General features: G+C 71.2%; 13 protein-coding genes. 4 read left to right on the plus strand and 9 right to left on the minus strand.

From position 1 onward, the window contains the following. Window positions 1-65: 65 nt before the first annotated feature. From ACOOHE_RS15205 to ACOOHE_RS15215, 3 genes are all read left to right on the plus strand, one after another. Window positions 66-974, plus strand: coding sequence for a PhoH family protein (locus ACOOHE_RS15205; RefSeq protein WP_420457632.1), 909 nt, complete (start codon window positions 66-68; stop codon window positions 972-974). A gap of 89 nt (window positions 975-1,063) precedes the next feature. Then, window positions 1,064-1,852, plus strand: coding sequence for an MBL fold metallo-hydrolase (locus tag ACOOHE_RS15210; protein ID WP_420454931.1), 789 nt, complete (start codon window positions 1,064-1,066; stop codon window positions 1,850-1,852). 63 nt (window positions 1,853-1,915) lie between these two features. Beyond that, a complete protein-coding gene (locus ACOOHE_RS15215) occupies window positions 1,916-2,362 on the plus strand; it encodes a hypothetical protein (protein WP_420454932.1) in 447 nt (148 codons plus the stop codon). Window positions 2,363-2,530: 168 nt separating this feature from the next. Here the strand turns inward: ACOOHE_RS15215 and ACOOHE_RS15220 are convergent, their stop codons facing one another. Continuing rightward, the gene (locus tag ACOOHE_RS15220) at window positions 2,531-4,306 is read right to left on the minus strand and encodes a S8 family peptidase (protein ID WP_420454933.1); all 1,776 of its coding nucleotides are present in this window, start codon (window positions 4,304-4,306) and stop codon (window positions 2,531-2,533) included. A 24-nt stretch (window positions 4,307-4,330) separates the two neighbouring features. Between ACOOHE_RS15220 and ACOOHE_RS15225 the strand changes: the two genes are divergently transcribed. After that, window positions 4,331-5,560 carry a hypothetical protein gene (locus tag ACOOHE_RS15225; RefSeq protein ID WP_420454934.1) on the plus strand — a complete coding sequence of 410 codons (1,230 nt, stop codon included), beginning with the start codon at window positions 4,331-4,333 and terminating at the stop codon, window positions 5,558-5,560. A gap of 4 nt (window positions 5,561-5,564) precedes the next feature. Here ACOOHE_RS15225 and ACOOHE_RS15230 read toward each other — a convergent pair whose 3' ends face one another. From ACOOHE_RS15230 to rfbC, 8 genes are all read right to left on the minus strand, one after another. Beyond that, on the minus strand, window positions 5,565-6,215 hold the full coding sequence (locus ACOOHE_RS15230) for an NUDIX hydrolase (RefSeq protein WP_420454935.1): 651 nt from the start codon (window positions 6,213-6,215) through the stop codon (window positions 5,565-5,567). Between the two features lie 35 nt (window positions 6,216-6,250). Next, complete coding sequence (locus tag ACOOHE_RS15235) at window positions 6,251-7,036, minus strand: SDR family NAD(P)-dependent oxidoreductase (RefSeq protein ID WP_420454936.1); 786 nt, start codon at window positions 7,034-7,036, stop codon at window positions 6,251-6,253. 163 nt (window positions 7,037-7,199) lie between these two features. After that, window positions 7,200-8,048, minus strand: coding sequence for a 3-hydroxybutyryl-CoA dehydrogenase (locus ACOOHE_RS15240; protein WP_420454937.1), 849 nt, complete (start codon window positions 8,046-8,048; stop codon window positions 7,200-7,202). Between the two features lie 28 nt (window positions 8,049-8,076). Beyond that, on the minus strand, window positions 8,077-9,186 hold the full coding sequence (locus ACOOHE_RS15245; RefSeq protein WP_420454938.1) for a WG repeat-containing protein: 1,110 nt from the start codon (window positions 9,184-9,186) through the stop codon (window positions 8,077-8,079). 15 nt (window positions 9,187-9,201) lie between these two features. Continuing rightward, on the minus strand, window positions 9,202-10,374 hold the full coding sequence (locus ACOOHE_RS15250) for a thiolase family protein (protein WP_420454939.1): 1,173 nt from the start codon (window positions 10,372-10,374) through the stop codon (window positions 9,202-9,204). Window positions 10,375-10,507: 133 nt separating this feature from the next. After that, complete coding sequence (locus ACOOHE_RS15255) at window positions 10,508-11,707, minus strand: glycosyltransferase family 4 protein (RefSeq protein WP_420454940.1); 1,200 nt, start codon at window positions 11,705-11,707, stop codon at window positions 10,508-10,510. A gap of 112 nt (window positions 11,708-11,819) precedes the next feature. Then, window positions 11,820-12,731 carry a dTDP-4-dehydrorhamnose reductase gene (gene rfbD / locus ACOOHE_RS15260; protein WP_420454941.1) on the minus strand — a complete coding sequence of 304 codons (912 nt, stop codon included), beginning with the start codon at window positions 12,729-12,731 and terminating at the stop codon, window positions 11,820-11,822. Next, entirely contained in the window at window positions 12,728-13,285 is a 558-nt protein-coding gene (gene rfbC, locus ACOOHE_RS15265; RefSeq protein WP_420454942.1) for a dTDP-4-dehydrorhamnose 3,5-epimerase, read from the minus strand. The genes rfbD and rfbC overlap by 4 nt, the downstream gene beginning before the upstream one ends. Between the last annotated feature and the right edge of the window lie 63 nt (window positions 13,286-13,348).

The following is a 13,348-nucleotide window of genomic DNA, read 5'->3' on the forward strand; positions in this document are numbered from 1 at the left end:
ACCGCTTGGCCGAGATCTCCGCCCCCATCGACCGCACCGTCACCGTCAGCGGCGCCGAGCCGCTGATGCTGTTCGGGTTCAACGACGTCTACCTCCGCCGGATCGAGTCGGCGTTCTCCGACACCCGGATCGTCGCCCGCGGCGACCAGCTCAAGCTCCGCGGCCCGGCCGACCAGGTCGACCGGATCGAGCGGGTCGTCGGCGAGCTCGTCGTGATCCTCAACCGGAACGGCAACCTCACCGAGAACGACGTCGACACGGTCTTGGACCTGGCCCGCGTGGGCACGGGGATGCAGCGGTCCGGCGGCCAGGACGCCATCCTGTTCACGCCGCAGGGCGGGACGATCCAGGCCAAGACGCCCGGCCAGGCCCGGCTCGTCGAGGCCGCGCGCCAGTCCGATATCGTGTTCGCGGTCGGCCCGGCGGGGACGGGCAAGACGTACACGGCCGTCGCCCTGGCCGTGAGCGCGCTCAAGAGCCGGCAGGTCAAGAAGATCGTGCTGGCGCGGCCGGCGGTCGAGGCCGGCGAGAGCCTGGGGTTCCTGCCCGGCGGGCTCCGCGACAAGGTCGACCCGTACCTCCGGCCGCTTTACGACGCGCTCGACGACATGATCGAGCAGGACAAGCTCCCGAGCTATCTCGACCGGAACATCGTCGAGATCGTGCCGCTAGCGTACATGAGGGGAAGAACGTTGAACACGTCCTTTGTGATCCTGGACGAGGCACAGAACGCGACGACGGGCCAGATGAAGATGTTCTTGACGCGGCTCGGCGCCGGCAGCCGGGCCATCGTCACGGGCGACGCCTCCCAGACCGACCTCCCGTCGCGGGCCCAGTCCGGGCTCGTCCGCGCGCGCGAGATCCTGGAGGGCGTCGACGGCATCTCGTTCATCGACTTCGGCAAGGAGGACGTCGTCCGCCACAAGCTGGTCAAGGACATCATCGCCGCCTACGAGCGGGCGGGGGACGAGTGAGTGGGCCCGTGGACTCGTGGACCTGTGAGGGACCGCTGAGGCTTCCCGCACGAGTCCACCTGTCCACGTCTCCACGTGTCCACACGCCCATGACCTACGGCGACCTCGACCTCCACCCGTTGCCCGAGGGGCGGTTCACGGTCGGCCTCGACAAGCGGTTCGTGCCCCACGCCGAGGGCGACCCGGCGCGGCCGGGGACCCTGTTCATCTCGGTCACCCCGTTCCTGGTGCGGACGCCCGAGGCGACGCTGCTCGTCGACACCGGGCTGGGGTCGTGGGCCGAGGGGCGGGGGACGGAGTTCCTGATCGAGGGGTTGGCGGCGCACGGCGTCGCGCCCGAGGCCGTCGACCGCGTCGTCCTGTCGCACTTGCACTTCGACCACGCGGGCGGCGCGATCTCGCCCGTCGGCGACGGCTGGCGGCCGACGTTCCCCCGGGCCGACTACGTGGTGCAGGCGGCCGAGATCACGGCGGAGGGCTACGCGGGCGAGTCGGCACGGGCCCGGGACGTGGTGGTCGAGACCCTCGACCGCGAGGGCCAGCTCGCCCGCGTTGACGGCGACGTCGAGGTCGGCCGCGTGGCGCTCGAGGTGACCGGCGGCCACACGGGCGCCCATCAGATCGTCCGCGTGCGGTCGGGCGACCTCCAGGCCGTCTTCGGGGGCGACGTGCTCGGCACGCCGGGCGCGGTCACGCGGCGCTACCAGGCGAAGTACGACGTGGACCCGGCCCGGTCGCAGGCGTGGCGCGACCGGCTCGTCGCCGAGGCCGCCGAGACGGGCCGCCTCCTCCTGTTCTACCACTCGACGTCGCAGCCGGCCGCGTTCGTGGCCGAGGGGGCCCGGGGCCACCGCGAGCTCGAGCCGGTCGGGCTGTAGACGCCGAAGGGCCTGTCGGGCGTTCGGGACGTCGCCTACTTTCCATCAGCCCCCCGCCCCGCCATGCGCCTCGCCCTCCTCGCCCTCGCCGCCCTCACCGTCGCCGGCTGCGACTCCACGACCTCCGAGGAGCGGCCGCCCGAGACCGAGTTCGTCGGCGTGACCGTCGCGTACCGCGTGTCCGTCGTCGGCGAGTCGTTCGACGTCGCCGTGACCTACACTGGCGCCGACGGCGAGGTCCGGAACGAGGCCGTCGACTTTTCCCGGGGCACGTCGTACGGCCAGGACGTCACGCTCGACCCGGGCACCTCGGGGACGTTTACGCTGTCGGCCACCGGCTTGATCGACGACGGCCGGCTGGCGGCGAGCATCGTCGTCACCCGGGACGACACGGGCGACGAGGTGGCCTCCGACGCCGACGTCATCACCACGACCGGAGCCGGAGAAGAGGCGAGCGTCACGGCCCGTGTCGACGTTCCGGAGGTCGTGGTCACGCCGGGGTCGGGCTAGCGTCGCGGGCGACGGCCGCAAACTCGGCCAGCATCATCGCGGTCGCGCCCCACACCTCGAGCCCGGCGAGGCGTAGCGGCCTCTCGTCGTCACTGGCGATGGCGTTCCACCAGCGGACGGCGCTGGGTAGTGAGCGAGGGGAGGGACCGCTCCGAGGACGGATCGAAATCAGCAAGGAATACCGTTTCCACAGTTTCCGTCTCCTGGACCACCGGGACCGCCGCTGTTTGTGCCTTTCACGACGACATCGTACCTGTAGGTGCTCGAATACCCCGTCGACGTATCCGTAACCGTGACCTCTAGCTGCTCCGTGTAGTCGTCGGGCTGCTGCGTGAACGTGAAGGACGCCGACGGTGCCGTAGAGGGGTTGTTTGCCCACTGATACGTAAACGGTCCGTGTCCCCCGATGACAGCGATCGAATAGTTGTACGTGCCGGACTGGTCCACCTCGTCCGGACCGTAGAAGCCGGCGATGAACCCGCCGACGGCGAGGAGCGCGTTGATCTCGCCGTAGCCGATGTCGGACTGGCGGTTGCTCTTGAAGCGAGCGGCGTTTCGCAACCGCTGGAGCACCTGAGCTCTGGTCTGGGTGAGATCACGGGACCACACAAGCGCGGCGATCCCGCTCACGATGGCCGTCGCGCCAGAGGAACCGCCGATTCTCGAAATTTGATTCTCGTTGAGCCCCGTCGTCTGGCCGGTGGTGTACGCCGCGAACTCGACCTGGGGGCCATAATGGCAGAGGCTACAGGGTGATGTACCGGACGGGGCCAATCCCGTGACGGCGACGACCTCAGGCATATCCGCTGGGAACACCACGTCGGTGACGGAATCAGCACAGGTACCAGCTGCGCCGATGAACAGCGTGTTGTGGTCGGGGTCGTCGTGGTAGTACTCGATGGTGCTGGCTACGGACGTGTTTCCCCACGACCAGCCCCATGCCATGTTCACGATGTCTGAATCGAACAGGCCTTTATCGGCTGCCCGACGGATCCCCTCCCGGACCTCGCCCCACCGGCCGGGACCTGCGAACACGCCATCAAGCGAGCGGATTCCGACGGCATCCGCAGCGTAAGCCACACCTACGACGTTCTTCCCATCGCGCGGGGCCGCCGCCAACCCGAGGATTTTCGTCCCATGACTGTTCGTGTCGTTCCATTCTGGAGGACCGCTGTTGCCGTTCGCGTCCGTGAAGTCGTAGGCAATGGAACGCCCGCTGCTCTGCCCATCGGCGAACTCGGACTGGAGTTGTGGCTGGTACACGCTGGTCCCGGTGTCCACCACACCGATCTTGATGCCAGCCCCCGTCGCGAGCTGCCACGCCGGGCGCACGCGGTGCCTGAGAAGGGTGTGGGGCACGAGGTCTCCGGGAGGTTCTATCTCACCACTCGCCGTCGCGTCCGCCTCGCAGCTGCTCATGAGGACGTCCGAGGGGTCGAAAGACGCGGGTTCTACGTAAGCGACGTACGGAAGCGCGCGGAGCGCACGGACCGACCCCATACCGCCGATCCGGAGGTCCACAAACGGGTGGAGGTCGTCGACGTAGAGCAGCGTCGCGCCTACGGCGTCGATAAGCTGGCCCGTGAGCGGTTCCCAGAGCGAGGGGTCGAGCAGTGCGCGACCACGGTCATCGACGCCGCGCGCTGCTCCCGGTGCCTTCAGCCCGACGGTGACGGTGCTGTCGAGGGCGGCGACGTGCGCCCAGAGGTCTTCCGACGACATCTCTGCCCAATGATCGTACCCCGCAGTCGTTTGGCGGGTGTCGGAGAGTAAGAGAGCGTTCCCGTCGGACGAGCGCGCAGCGTTCGGCGCGGAACTGAGCGGCTCCGAACACGCAGACAGTGTGAAGAAGACGGCGAGAAACGAAAAGAGCGTGCTCTTCCTGAGCATAGGATGGAGAGAAATGGACGCTGGGAACTCAGAGAGAGAGAGAGAGAGTTCCACACATGTGTCACAAAACCAGTTTCTATGAAGTCGTCTACCGGACTTCCGATCTTCACGCTCGCTCTTGGGTGTCTCTTTTTTCTCTCTGCCTGCGACAGCGGACTCGTGAGCGGGGACGGGCGGATCTACCCCGGCGGGCAGTACTTCGGTGAACACCTCGCTCTCGACGGCGACCACCTCCTCGCCAGCGCATGGGGGACCGATGACGCGTTTGTCTTGGATCGGGGAACGGAAGGTTGGAGCGTCAGATCCGATTTGTCTCCTGGCAGCTCTTCGGGAGAATTCGGGTTCTCTGTCTCCTTACAAGACGGGATCGCGGTGGTTGGAAGTCCGGTCTTCGGCGGGGAGCGAGGAAGCTCCGTCTATATCTTCGAGCAGGAAGGGAGTACGTGGTCTCGCGCCGCCGCGCTCGATCCGCCGAGCGAGCTTCGGACGGAGCGATGGTTTGGAGAGACCGTGCGAGTCTCTAACGGCGTGGTCGCAGCGTCCCTCGGCCCCGTAAGAGAAGAGTTGAGCGGCAACCTCGTGGACTCCGCTGCAGTCGTGTTCTACGAGAAGGAAGCGGGTTCTTGGAGAGAAACGGGACGGGTCTCAGAGCCCGTCTTTGAGCGGTCAACCGCATTCTCTGGCTCCGGCTTTGGAGGTGCCTTCGATCTGGACGGAGATCGTTTCGCTGTCTCGTCCCCTGGGGAGGACTATAACGGGATCCGAGACAGCGGCGTCGTCCGCATCTACGAGCGCGTCGGGGATCGCTGGGAGCTCAGCGCGGCGGTCCAGACCGACGACCCCTCCGGGAATGGCGGCATTGGAAACCGAGCGGTCGAGCTAGACGGCTCTACGCTCGTCACCGACGCCAGCGGCCGGGACAGCGCGGGCCTCCCAGCCCGCGTCCTCGTCGTCTTCCGTGAGACCGGCGGCGTGTGGCGGCAGGAGGCCGTCCTCCGCCCCGAGACCATCGGCACGCGCGACAGCTACGGGTGGACGTACGACCTCGACGGCGACCGGCTGGCGGTGAGCGCGTCCGGACGCGCGGACTTCCGCGGCTCCGCGCTCGTGTTCGCGCGGACGGCGGCGGGGACGTGGGAGCTCGAGCAGGAGGTGTGGCCGGAGGGGCTCGGCCCAAACTCGCTCTTCGGCGAGGACGTGGCGCTCGACGGCGACCGGCTGATGGTCGGCGCAGCAGGCGTCGGCGGCGAGGAGGGCGGGGTGTACGAGTTCCGCCGCCAGGGCGGAGAGTGGGTGCAGGTCAGGTAGCCGCTCAGCCTCTGGGCACCGTCACACCCCGGGCGACGGCGGCGAACTCGGCCAGCATCATGGCCGTCGCGCCCCACACTTCGAGCCCGCCGAGGTCGAAGAACGGCACGTCGAACCGGCCGAGCGGGGCGTCGCGCATCGCCCGCCCGCGCCGCGTCGGGTCGAGGAGCTCGGCGACGGGCACCTCGACGACGGCGGCGACCTCGGTCTCCTGGGCCACGAACGGGGGGCGCCCGGGCGTCGTCGCGACGACGGGCCAGACGGAGAACCGCGACGGGGGGATGTAGAGCGGCGTCAGCCGGCCGAGCACGGCCACGGCGTCGGGGGCCACGCCCACTTCCTCGAAGGCCTCGCGCCGGGCCGCGTCCTCGGGCGTCTCGCCGGGCTCCAGGCTCCCGCCGGGCAGCGACACCTGCCCGGCGTGATCGCGGAGGCCGGCGTGGCGGACGGTCAAGACGAGGTGGGCGTAGCCGTCCGCGTCCGGGTAGAGCAGGACAAGCGTGGCCGCCGGCCGCCCTTGGTTGAGCTCGGTCGACAGCGTCTCGACGGCCGCCCGCGCCGGGAACGGCGCCATCTCGGCGTGGGCGTCGTGGCCAGGCAGCGGCTGGCGGAGGCGGGCAACGAGAGCGGCGGCGAGCGCGTCGAAGTCGGGCATCGGGGTCCAACCCGAGCGGCCCGGCGCGGCTCCCGCTACAGCCCCTCGGCGTCGGGGCCTCGGGCGATCATCGTGTAGCCGGACTGGACGCGCGGGGTCACCAGGAGCTCCTGGACGTTGACGCGCTCGGACGCACGCGCGCAGTAGGCGACGGCGTCGGCCACGTCCTCGGCCGTGAGCGCGTTCGTGTCGGCGTAGACGGCGTCGGCCCGCTCCCGGTCGCCGTCGAACCGGACGAGCGAGAAGTCGGTCTCGACGATGCCCGGCGAGACCGTCGTCGCACGGACGGGCGTCCCGTGGAGGTCCACCTTGAGCCCGTTCGTCAGCGCCAGCACGGCCGCCTTCGTCGCGCAGTACACGACGCCGCCGGGGTAGACGGCGTGGGCCGCCGTCGACCCCAGCGTGATCACGTGGCCCCGCCCGCGCGCCAGCATCCCCGGCACGACCGCCCGGATCCCGTTGACGACGCCCTTGACGTTGACGTCCACCATGAGGTCGACGTCGGCGACCGTGTTCTCCCAAACCGGGTCGAGCCCTTTTGAGAGCCCGGCGTTGAGGACGGCCACGTCGATCTCGGCCCAGCCGTCGGGCAAGCCGGCGACGGCGTCGAGGTGGGCCTGCGCGTCGGTCACGTCGAGCACGACCGCGAGCGCGGTCCCGTCGCCATGGGCAGCGTTGAGGTCGGCGGCGAGCGCGTCGAGCGTGCCCTTCGAGCGGGCGGCCAGAATCACGCGGTCGCCCCCAGCGGCGAACGTGCGGGCGCAAGCGGCGCCGATGCCGGCCGAGGCGCCAGTGACGAACACGGTGAGACGGTCGGGCATGGGTCAGAGGTCAGCAGCGATCAGGGTCAGCGAGATGCCCCACCGTGGCACCCGTAGGGGCGTGGCGTGCCACGCCCTCTCGGGGCCCGCAAACTCGCACCGGACGAGACGGCTGTCGCGCCCCCACCTCGCCAGCCGGCGCCGAGTGGACGCGGGCTAGCGGTTACGTCCCATAGTCGTAGAACCCCTGGCCCGACTTCCGTCCGAGCCGGCCGGCGGCCACCATCTTGCGGAGCAGCGGGCACGGCCGGTACTTGTCCTCGCCGAGCTCGCGGTGGAGCACCTCCAGGATGGCGAGGCACACGTCGAGCCCGATAAAGTCGGCCAGCGTCAGCGGGCCCATCGGGTGGGCCATCCCCAGCGTCATCACCTGGTCGACGGCCTCGGCCGTCGCGACGCCCTCGTGGACGCAGAAGACGGCCTCGTTGATCATCGGCATCAGGACCCGGTTCGAGACGAACCCGGCCGCGTCGTTGACCTCGACGGGCACCTTGCCCAGCCCCTCCGCCAGCTCCCTCACCGTCTCGAAGGTCGCGTCGCTCGTCGCCAGCCCGCGGACGACCTCGACGAGCGCCATCACCGGGACCGGGTTGAAAAAGTGCATCCCGACGACCTGCTCCGGCCGGTCCGTCGCCCCGGCGATCTGGGTGATCGAGATCGACGACGTGTTCGAGGCCAGGATCGCGTCGGCCGGGGCGGCGTCGTCCATGGCCTGGAAGATCTTGGCCTTGAGCGCCGCGTCCTCCGTCGCCGCCTCCACGACCAGATCCGCTTGGGCGACCCCGTGAGCGAGATCCGTCCGGGTCGCGATCCGGCCGAGCGTGGCCGCTTGGTCCTCGGCCGTGATCCGCTCCTTGGCCACCTGGCGGCCCAGGTTCTTGTCGATGGTGCCGAGCGCGGCGTCGAGCCGGGACTGGTCGAGGTCGACGAGCGTGACGGCGTGGCCGGCCTGGGCGAACACGTGGGCGATGCCGTTGCCCATGGTGCCGGCGCCGATGACGGTGACGTTCATACAGAGAGGGGTCGGAGGGGAAGGGGTGCTAGCGGTCGGGGCCGACAAGATCGCCCGCGGAGTCGACGAGGAGCGGACGGCCGCCTCGGAACACGACGGCGAGGCCGTGACGGAACGGCCGAGCGCTCCGGTAGGCCGGCTCGATGACCACCCCGCCCTCGGTGTCGACGTAGCCCCACGCGCCTCCGAGTCGGACCGCCGCGAGGCTCTCCGAGAACGCGCCGGCCCGCTCGAAGCGGGGCTCGACGACCATCACGCCCGTCGAATCGATGTAGCCCCACTGGCCGTCCACTCGGACCGCTGCCAGTCCCTCCGAAAACGGCCCGGCGGCCTCGAACTGGGGCTCGATGACAAAGTCCCCGGTCGGGTTGACGTATCCGATCTCGCCCCCCTGCCCCACGCGGGCCAGCCCCCCCGTGAATGCCAGGGCCGGCCCTTCGAACTGAGGTTCGATGGCGACCTCGCCCTCCCGCGTCAGGTACCCCCAGCGCCGCCCCTTCTCCGGCCGGAACGCGGCGAGCCCCTCCGAAAACACCTTCACCTCGTCGTGCGGGAGTTCGAGGACGACCCGCCCGTTGGGGTCGATCGCGACGGTCCGGTCCGAGGGGGACCCGCCTCCGATCTGGATCAGGATCTTCTGGACCAGCGTCAGCCTCCCCTCCCGGAGCCGGACCACGGACAGCCCGCTCCGAAAGACGGTCGCCTCGGGGAGCGTGGGCGCGACGACCTCCTGCCCGTCCGGCGCGACGAACCCGTACCGCCGGTCCCGGCCCGTCCCCACGCGGACCCGCGCTCGGCCGTCGGCGAAGGCGAGGACCTCGTCGTACACCGGCTCCACGACGATCCGGCCGGAGGGGTCGATAGCCCCGACCCTCCCGCCGACCCCGACCGTCGCTCGGCCCTCATGGAACTCGGAGGCCCCGTCGAACTGGGCCGGCACGGCGACCTCGCCGTCGGCGGTCACGAAGCCCCACGTCCCGTCCGAGGCTCGGAATGGGAAGAGCTCCGCCCCCCGCGCGACGTCCTCGGCCGAGGCCACGGCGTCCGACGGGCGGGCCGAGAGGGTCACCAGCGGAGACGCGCACCCGCCGACGAAAGCGAGCGACAGGACGGCGAGGGCGATGCGGAACGCAGGCACGGGGGCGGTCGGTCCCTAGCCGCGCTCCAGGACGATGGCCGTCGCCTCGCCGCCGCCGATGCAGATGGCCGCGAGCCCGCGCTTGGCGTCGGCCTCCTCCATCGCGTGGAGCAGCGTCGTCAGGATGCGGGCGCCGGAGGCGCCGATGGGGTGGCCGACGGCGACCGAGCCGCCCCTCACGTTGAGCTTCTCGGACGGGATGCCGAGCGCGTCCTGGGCCGCCAGCGCGACGACGGCGAACGCCTCGTTGACCTCGAACAGGTCGACGTCGTCCAGCGTCAGCCCGGCCTTGTCGAGCACCTTGCGGACGGCCTCGATGGGGGCCGTGGTGAACTCCATCGGGGCCTGGCTGTGCTGGGCCGAGGCCACGACGCGGGCTAGCGGCGTCTTGCCGTTCGCCTCGGCCCACGCCTCCGAGGCCACGACGAGCGCGGCGGCGCCGTCGTTGATCGTGCTCGCGTTGGCGGCCGTCACCGTCCCCTCCTTCGAGAAGACGGCCCGGAGCTGGGGGATCTTGTCGAAGTCGGTCTTGGCCGGCTCCTCGTCCGTCTCGACGACCGTGTCGCCCTTGCGGCCGGGGACCGTCACGGGCACGATCTCCTGGGCGAACGCGCCGTTCTCGGTCGACGCCTGGGCCCGGGTGTAGCTCTCGATCGAGAAGGCGTCCTGGCGGTCGCGCGGGACGTTGCACGTCACGCCGCAGGCGTCGGCCGCGACGCCCATCGCCACGCCGTCGTAGGCGTCGCGCAGGCCGTCGTGGAACAGGCCGTCGATGAGCTCGCCGTTGCCGTAGCCGTAGCCGTAGCGGGCCTTGGCGAGGTAGAACGGCGCCTGCGACATGTTCTCCATCCCGCCGGCCACCACGACCTCGGCGTCGCCGGCGCGGATGGCCTGGTCGGCCAGCATCACGGCCTTCATGCCGCTGCCGCAGACCTTGTTGATGGTCATGCAGGCCACGCTCTCGGGGAGCCCGGCGCCGAGCGCCGCCTGCCGCGCCGGGGCCTGCCCCTCCCCCGCCGTGACGACGTTGCCCAGGATCACCTCGTCGACCTGGTCCGCCGAGACGCCGGCGCGGTCGAGGGCGCCCGTAATGGCGACGGCCCCGAGCTGGGGGGCCGAGACGGTGGAGAGCGCGCCGCCGAACGACCCGACGGGCGTGCGGGCGGCGGAGAGGATGACGGAAGCCATGTCGGTGGGGGGTCGGAAGCGATTCCGAGCAAGCTATCCGAGCCCGCTCCCCACGACGTTGACGCCCGGTGAAAAGCCTCCGGGCCAGGGCCCCTCCTCAACCGCCAGCCCTGCGGCCGCCCGGTCCGGCCTCCTACCGCTCCGGCCCGGCGACCGGCTCGAACCGGTCGTGCGCGACGCGCCCGGCCCGGCGCACCCGGGGCTGCGAGGACCGCAGGGGCCGCACCTCCTCCCGGTCGTCGATAAGCTGGCGGAGCCGGCGCCGGCGCTCGACGAAGCGGGCGATCGCGGAGGGCGTCGGGAGGTAGCGGACGTAGCACAGGAAGGCGTACACCACGACCGTCCCGGCCAAGAACGTCAGCGAGGCCTCGCGCCAGCGGAGGTGGGCCATCGCCAGGGCGCCGAGCGCCAAGAACACCCCGAACAGGTAGAGCGTCACGGCCGCCCGCCGCGTCGACATCTGAGCCTGGAGCCGGTGGTGGATGTGGTCCCGGTCGGGGAAGAACAGGGGCTTCCCGGTCATCTTCCGGCGCATGATCGAGACGGCCGTGTCGAGGACCGGGATCCCCATCACGACGGCCGGGATGACCAGGGCCAGGACCGGGTGCGGATGGGCCGTCCCGCGCAGGGCGTACGCCGCCAGGGCGTAGCCGAGGAACAGGCTCCCGCTGTCGCCCATGAAGATCGAGGCCGGGGCGAAGTTGTAGCGCAAGAACCCGAGGACGGCCCCACCCACGGCGACCGCCAGCACGAGCGCGCCCAGGTCGCCGCCCGCGGCGTGGACCGCGGCGAGCCCGGCGAACGCGATGGCCACGACGCCGGCCGCGAGCCCGTCCATCCCGTCGATCAGGTTGACCGCGTTCATCATCCCCACCATCCAGACGACTGTGAGCACGGCCGAGACGGCGAGCGCCAGGGCCCCGTCGCCGAGCGGCCCGTCGAACACCATCACGCGCGCGCCGCCCAGGAACGCGAGCGCGGTCACGACGAGTTGGCCCGCGAACTTTTTCCGGTGCGAGATCTCGCGGAGGTCGTCCCAGAACCCGATGGCCGCGATGCCGAGCGCGCCCAGGACGACGAGCGGGTCCGGCAACGTGAACACGCCGGCGATCGACGGCGGCAGCTGGTGCCGGGCGACGACCATCGCCGCGATCCCGATGACGGCGGCCCCCACGATGGCGACGCCGCCCACGTTCGGGATCGCCCCGTGGTGGACCTTGCGGTCGCCGTCGGGGGCGTCGACCCAGCCGGCGCGGAGGGCCGCGCGGCGGACGGCCGGCACCAGGAGGAAGGCCGCGAGCAGGCTCACAAAGAAGCCGCCGGCGAGAGCCAAAAGGGGAAGGATGTGCACTGGGAGAGAGGGGCCGACCCTGGAAGACATCGTGGCCGCGAGCACTCGCCGTAGATACAGACGGGGGCCCAAACCCACAAGGGGCTACTTCTCCTTACGCCAAAGGTCCCGTCCCCGAGTCATCGACGGCGCCTGATTGAGAAGCCCCTCCGACGATCAAGGAGACGGCGCGTCGCCAGTCCGGGGCGTCTCGCCACCCGAGCCTTTCGAGCGAGCCGGCCAGGGCGAGCTCGACGCGCGCGGGCCGGCGGGCGGCCCTCGGGAACGCCGAGGTCGGGACCGGATCGACCGGGGGCACTGGAACCGCTCCCACCTCCCCGTACACGGCGACAGCGACGGTCGCCAGACCGTGCCACGTGGTTAGGGGGAGCCCCCCGACGTGGAGCGTCCCGCGACCGCCGGCCTGGCACCAGGCCGCTGCCGACAGCGCCGCCCGGGCCACGTCGTCGGCCGGCGTCGGGTGGCCCCACTGGTCGGCGACGACGGTCAGGCGGTCGCGGTCGGCGGCGAGCCGCAGGATCTTGGAAACAAAATCTTCACCGCCTCCGCCGAAGACCCAAGCGGTTCGGAGCACGGCGGCGCGCCCGCCGGCGGCCCGGACGGCGGCCTCGCCCGCGGCCTTGCTCGCCCCGTAGACGTTGAGCGGCGAGGGCGGGTCGTCCGGGCGGTACGGCGCGCCCTTGGTCCCGTCGAACACGTAGTCCGTCGACAGGTGAACGAGCGGGACGGCGGCGGCGGCGGCGGCCTCGGCCACGACGCTGGCCCCGTCGCGGTTGACGCGGAACGCAGCGTCCGGCTCGGCCTCGGCCCGGTCGACGGCCGTGTAGGCGGCGGCGTTGACGACGGCGTCCGGCCGGACCCGGGCGAGCGCTGCGCGGACGGCCTCGGGGTCGGTGATGTCGAGGGCGGCCCGGCCGAGCCCGATGACCTCGGCCCCCTCCGCCGGCCCGACACGCGCGAGCGCCCGGCCGACCTGCCCGCCCGCCCCGGTCACGAGCACCCTCACGGCGCCGGGGCGTCCGGCAACCCGTCGCGGTCGAGCGCGGCGAGCCGGGGCCACCCGAGATCCTTCGCCGACAGCACCGGCGCGTCGACGGGCCACTCGATGCCGAGGTCGGAGTCGTCCCACGCGACGCCGCCCTCGTCGCCGGGGCGGTAGACGTCGGTGCACGAGTACAGGACGTCGGCGACGTCGGAGAGCACGCAGAAGCCGTGCGCGAAGCCGGCGGGCACCCAGAGCTGGCGGTGCGACGCGTCGTCCAGCTCAACGCCCTCCCACTGGCCGAACGTCGCCGAGCCCGGGCGGAGGTCGACGGCGACGTCCCAGATCCGCCCACGGACGACCTCGACCAGCTTGCCCTGGGGGTGGCGCCGCTGGAAGTGGAGGCCCCGCACGACGCCCGCCTGGGACCGGCTGTAGTTCTCCTGTACGAACCCGCCGACGCCGATCTCGGCGTAGCGCTCGGCGTGGAACCGCTCGAGGAAGAACCCGCGCGCGTCCTCGAACACGCGCGGCTCGATCACCAAGAGCCCGGGGATCGTGGTCTCGCGGACGGTCATGCGGACGGAGGACGGACGACGGGGGACGAGAGGTGACGCGAGGTGCCCCGTGCGTGTCCGGCC

Source organism: Rubrivirga sp., from assembly GCF_965213695.1.
Lineage (GTDB): Bacteria > Bacteroidota > Rhodothermia > Rhodothermales > Rubricoccaceae > Rubrivirga.

What these genes read in the sequence shown, in the direction of transcription:
- ACOOHE_RS15225 (WP_420454934.1), top strand. Translation starts at nt 4,331, where the DNA reads ATGAAGTCGTCTACCGGACTTCCGATCTTCACGCTCGCTCTTGGGTGT.
- rfbC (WP_420454942.1), bottom strand. Translation starts at nt 13,285, where the DNA reads ATGACCGTCCGCGAGACCACGATCCCCGGGCTCTTGGTGATCGAGCCG.
- ACOOHE_RS15235 (WP_420454936.1), bottom strand. Translation starts at nt 7,036, where the DNA reads ATGCCCGACCGTCTCACCGTGTTCGTCACTGGCGCCTCGGCCGGCATC.
- ACOOHE_RS15210 (WP_420454931.1), top strand. Translation starts at nt 1,064, where the DNA reads ATGACCTACGGCGACCTCGACCTCCACCCGTTGCCCGAGGGGCGGTTC.
- ACOOHE_RS15205 (WP_420457632.1), top strand. Translation starts at nt 66, where the DNA reads ATGCTGTTCGGGTTCAACGACGTCTACCTCCGCCGGATCGAGTCGGCG.
- ACOOHE_RS15215 (WP_420454932.1), top strand. Translation starts at nt 1,916, where the DNA reads ATGCGCCTCGCCCTCCTCGCCCTCGCCGCCCTCACCGTCGCCGGCTGC.
- ACOOHE_RS15240 (WP_420454937.1), bottom strand. Translation starts at nt 8,048, where the DNA reads ATGAACGTCACCGTCATCGGCGCCGGCACCATGGGCAACGGCATCGCC.
- ACOOHE_RS15250 (WP_420454939.1), bottom strand. Translation starts at nt 10,374, where the DNA reads ATGGCTTCCGTCATCCTCTCCGCCGCCCGCACGCCCGTCGGGTCGTTC.
- ACOOHE_RS15230 (WP_420454935.1), bottom strand. Translation starts at nt 6,215, where the DNA reads ATGCCCGACTTCGACGCGCTCGCCGCCGCTCTCGTTGCCCGCCTCCGC.